This is a genomic window from Pseudomonadota bacterium (genome assembly GCA_034660915.1).
Taxonomy (GTDB): domain Bacteria; phylum Desulfobacterota; class Anaeroferrophillalia; order Anaeroferrophillales; family Anaeroferrophillaceae; genus DQWO01.
This window is the reverse complement of sequence record JAYEKE010000072.1, coordinates 1-4155: the sequence shown is the minus strand read 5'-3', so window position 1 is coordinate 4155 and position 4155 is coordinate 1. Positions and strand designations below refer to the sequence as shown.

The 4155-nt window shown below is 46.9% G+C and carries 4 protein-coding genes; all 4 read left to right on the top strand.

All coding sequences use genetic code 11. The features are described 5' to 3' along the window. A partial coding sequence (locus tag U9P07_04275; protein ID MEA2108616.1) for an SAM-dependent chlorinase/fluorinase occupies positions 1-796 on the top strand: 796 nt, incomplete at its 5' end. Positions 797-914: 118 nt separating this feature from the next. Beyond that, positions 915-2249: a DUF1015 domain-containing protein gene (locus U9P07_04270; protein MEA2108615.1), complete on the top strand. Its 1335-nt coding sequence runs from the start codon at positions 915-917 to the stop codon at positions 2247-2249. A 26-nt stretch (positions 2250-2275) separates the two neighbouring features. Continuing rightward, complete coding sequence (locus tag U9P07_04265; GenBank protein MEA2108614.1) at positions 2276-2971, top strand: methyltransferase; 696 nt, start codon at positions 2276-2278, stop codon at positions 2969-2971. A gap of 339 nt (positions 2972-3310) precedes the next feature. Next, the coding region (locus U9P07_04260; GenBank protein MEA2108613.1) for a polyprenyl synthetase family protein at positions 3311-4155 on the top strand (845 nt) is incomplete at its 3' end.

Genomic DNA, 4155 nt, shown 5'->3' with positions numbered 1-4155 from the left:
GAACATATACATGATCCTGACCCTCTTAACAGATTTTGGTGCTGCCAGTCCCTACGTGGCCATTTTAAAAGGTCTGGCACTGAAAGCCATCCCTGATCTTTCATTGATAGACTTAAGTCATCAAATCAGGCCGGGTGACATTCTGGAAAGCCAGTTTTTCCTGCAGCACTGCTGGCGCAGGTTTCCTGAAACCAGTATCCACCTTACCATAGTTGATCCCGGTGTTGGAACCAGCCGCCTGCCTTTGGCCGTCCAAACGGATGACGGTTTTTTTGTTGGCCCTGATAACGGCATTTTCACCTTCCTCCAAGGAAAGATCAAAGCGGTCCATGAGATTACCAACCCCCGGATTATTTTCCCGGAGCCGGCCCCGACTTTCCATGGCCGCGATATTTTCCTGCCGGCTGCCTTGTGGCTGGCTAACGGCCACCCCATCAACCAGGTTGGCCCACAACTGCAACCAGATGATTTGATCAGGAAATCACTACCAAAACCAATTATAACCGACCGCAAAATCCACGGCAACATCATCTATATTGATAATTTTGGTAATTTAATCAGTAACATTCATGCTGATCACTTGAACGCAACGACCAAATTCAGCTGCTGCTTCCTTAACTGGCATACCAACACCCTGACACCTACATATGGCTTGGGAAACCCCTCAGAACCTATCTTGATCAACAACAGTTTCGGCTTCCTGGAAATTGCTCTCAATGGTGGTTCAGCAGCGGACTGGTTTGATATTGACATGCAGCAACAACCTACCGCCGGCATAATCATTTCTTTTTCCTGAAAGCGACAAAACCGTTTGCCTTACAACCTTATTTCATGGTAGAGCGGAACACAATTATATACCGCCGTGTTACCGAACAGTAGCATCTAAAGCAGATGATATAAGGAGCAAGAAGAACGTGCCAATTATCCAACCTTTTAACGGTGTTTTTTACCATCCCAGTCAGCAAAAGAACCTTGCCCAGCTGGTAGCCCCACCTTATGACGTCATCACGGCTGAATACAAACAGGAGCTATTAGCCCGGAATCTCCACAATATTATTCGTCTCACACTGGGTAAAAGTGCTCAGGAAAAAGGGGAACCTCGCCCTGAGGAAGAATACCAGCAAGCAGCGGAAACCCTGGAAGAATGGTGTCGGGAAAACATTCTAGTTCATGATCAGAAACCGGCTTTCTATTACCTGGAAGAAGAATTTTCCGCCCTGGGAAAAAAGTATTGCCGTAAAGGCTTTATCGGTCTGCTGGCTCTGGATGGTCTGGACAATAAATCAGTGCTGCCGCATGAAAAAACCATGAGTGCCCCCAAGGAAGATCGGCTGAAGTTGATGAGTGCCTGCCGGGCCGATTTCAGCCAGATTTTCACCCTCTATGATGATCCCGAGCTGATTATTGAGCAGGAACTGCAACAGTATCGTGAAACCAGGAAGCCTTTTATCTCCCTGAAAAGCGTAGTTGGCATTGAGCGACGCATCTGGCCGGTCAGAAATCCGGCCGCCATTGATCGCATAAGGAAGATCCTGGCCCCCCAGTCATTGTTTATTGCCGATGGTCATCATCGTTTTGAAACTGCACTTAATTATCGAAAATTGCGCCGCCAACAGGAAGGAAATCCTGACAGCCGGCAGCCATATGACTATGTCATGGTCTATTGCACCAATACCTCCAGTGCCGATCTGGCCATTCTGCCTACCCACCGCCTGGTATCGGGTTATCCCGGACTGAATCCGGAAATGTTTACTGAAAAGATGGGCGGCATTTTCCGGTTATCTCCTACAAGACCAGACACCCAGGACCCCAAAGCTATCGCCAGCCATCTTGTACAGATTTTGAAGCAGCAAGGTGACGGTAACCACTTTATTGCCGTCATTGGTAAAAAACCTGATTGTTTCCTGATATCCCTGGAATCACACCAGGCACAAGAACTGATGAAAGACATCCCTACCCCCCTGGCATCTCTGGACGTTTCGGTCCTGGATCACTTATTGTTCAACCAGACCCTCAATATCAGTGCTGAAGACATGGAAACACAGCGTTATACCAGTTTCAGCCAGGATGCCGAGACAGCGGTGGAATCAATCATGAAGGGAGAAAATCAGCTGGCGGTTCTCCTTCGTCCCACCGATATCAACCAGGTAAAAAGTGTTGCCGCTGCCGGAGAAAAAATGCCGCAGAAATCAACTTTTTTCTACCCGAAACTTTTAACCGGACTTATCCTTTATCTTTTCGGGGATTGATAGTTGCCCCTGGAAGCATCAATAAAATGAACCAAGGCACCACCATTGCCACCACTACTGAAATCCTTCCTGACTTCCAGCTATCCATCCAACAACCACGGCATGGATATCGCTATAACATGGATCCGTTTATCCTTGCTGATTTCATCACCCTGGAAAACAATGAAAAAATTATTGATTTGGGGACCGGTGTTGGCATCATTCCCCTCCTGTTGGCCCGCCGGTTTCCGAAGTCAGGACAGTTCAAAGGGATAGAAATCCAACCGGAACTGGCAGACATCGCCCGCGGCAATGTCAATCAAAATGATCTCCAGCAGCAAATTACCATTATCCAGGAAGACTACCGTAATTACCAAAAGATTGCCCCTCCATCATCATTTGGCACCATTATTGCAAATCCACCCTACTACCCACAACATCGAGGGCGTTTGAATACCTGCCGGCAAAAAGCCATTGCCCGTCATGAAATAACTACCAGTCTGGATACCCTGATCGAAGCTGCTGCTTTTTTTCTTGAACCGGGTGGCAGCTTCTTTGTCAGCTATCCAGCCGAACGATTGCCATCCCTTCTAACTGCCTGCAGTAATCGAAAGCTCACACCAAAAAAATTACAATGCCTCCATTCACAGCCGACCCAATCCGCAGAACTGATCTTGTTGCTGGCCAGGCAAAACGGTAAAGAAGGCCTGAAGATCACACCGCCGCGGTTTTTAAATCCTTGAACCAGACAAAATTTACAACTCATATCCTGTTCCTTTATTTTTTGACCTTTTACAAGGTTGCTGACAAATAAAAACATTTTGACAAGTAGCGGATATTCCGCTATAAATTCTCTCACTATCCGACCCTTAGATAGTGCTTTCCGGAACCGGATGCACAATTTAAAGAGTTGACTCAAAAGCAGTGGCAATTTGGCCGCAAACATGTTCAAAGCTGTAAGATATAAGTTGCACGGTGTAAGGTTAATGGCCAGCCTCTTTTGCTGACCGCTGAACACTGATAATTAAACGTTAAACTAGCGCCTGGCGAAGGCCACCAGACAAAGGCTGCAAAAATATTCCATGACCGCCATTTCAACCATAAATGATGTATTTTCCCTCATAGACTCTGAGCTGAAAGAGATAGAATCTGCTTATGCGGATTACCTGAGAACCAACGTTTCCCTGATTCCAAAAATAAGTGATCATATCATTTTAAGCGGCGGCAAGCGACTGCGACCGGCCCTGCTTATCCTGACCATGAAAATGATGGGCGACCAGCCTTATTCGGGTACAGCCATGGCGGCCGTGATTGAATTTATTCATACCGCCACCCTCCTGCATGATGATGTTGTCGACCAGGCGGATATGCGTCGCGGCTTAACTGCAGCCAACATGATCTGGGGCAATGAGGCCTCGGTGCTTGTAGGTGATTTTCTTTTCTCGACCTCTTTCGATCTGGCAGTTGATCAGGGAAACCTGAAAATCCTCAAAGCATTAGCTTCAGCCACCAAACGCCTGGCCGAAGGTGAAATTCTTGAACTGATGAAAACCGCCGATATAACCACCACGGAAGATGATTACCTGGCGGTTATTGAGGGGAAAACGGCAATCCTGATGGCTATTGCCTGTGAAATAGGATCTTTACTTGCTGATGCTGATCATCAAAAACAATCAATGATGAAAACTTTCGGCCTTAATCTGGGCATGGCATTTCAGATGGTTGACGATGTGCTGGATTACACTTCCCGGGAAGAAAATCTTGGGAAAGCCATTGGGATTGACCTTGAAGAGGGAAAGCTTACCCTGCCACTGATTTACACCCTGAAGCAGGCATCTGATGAAGAACGGAAGCAACTGCAGGAAATAATCCTGGCTGATTTTGTCAGCCCGGAAGACTTTACTCATGTCTATCAGCTAATCATCAA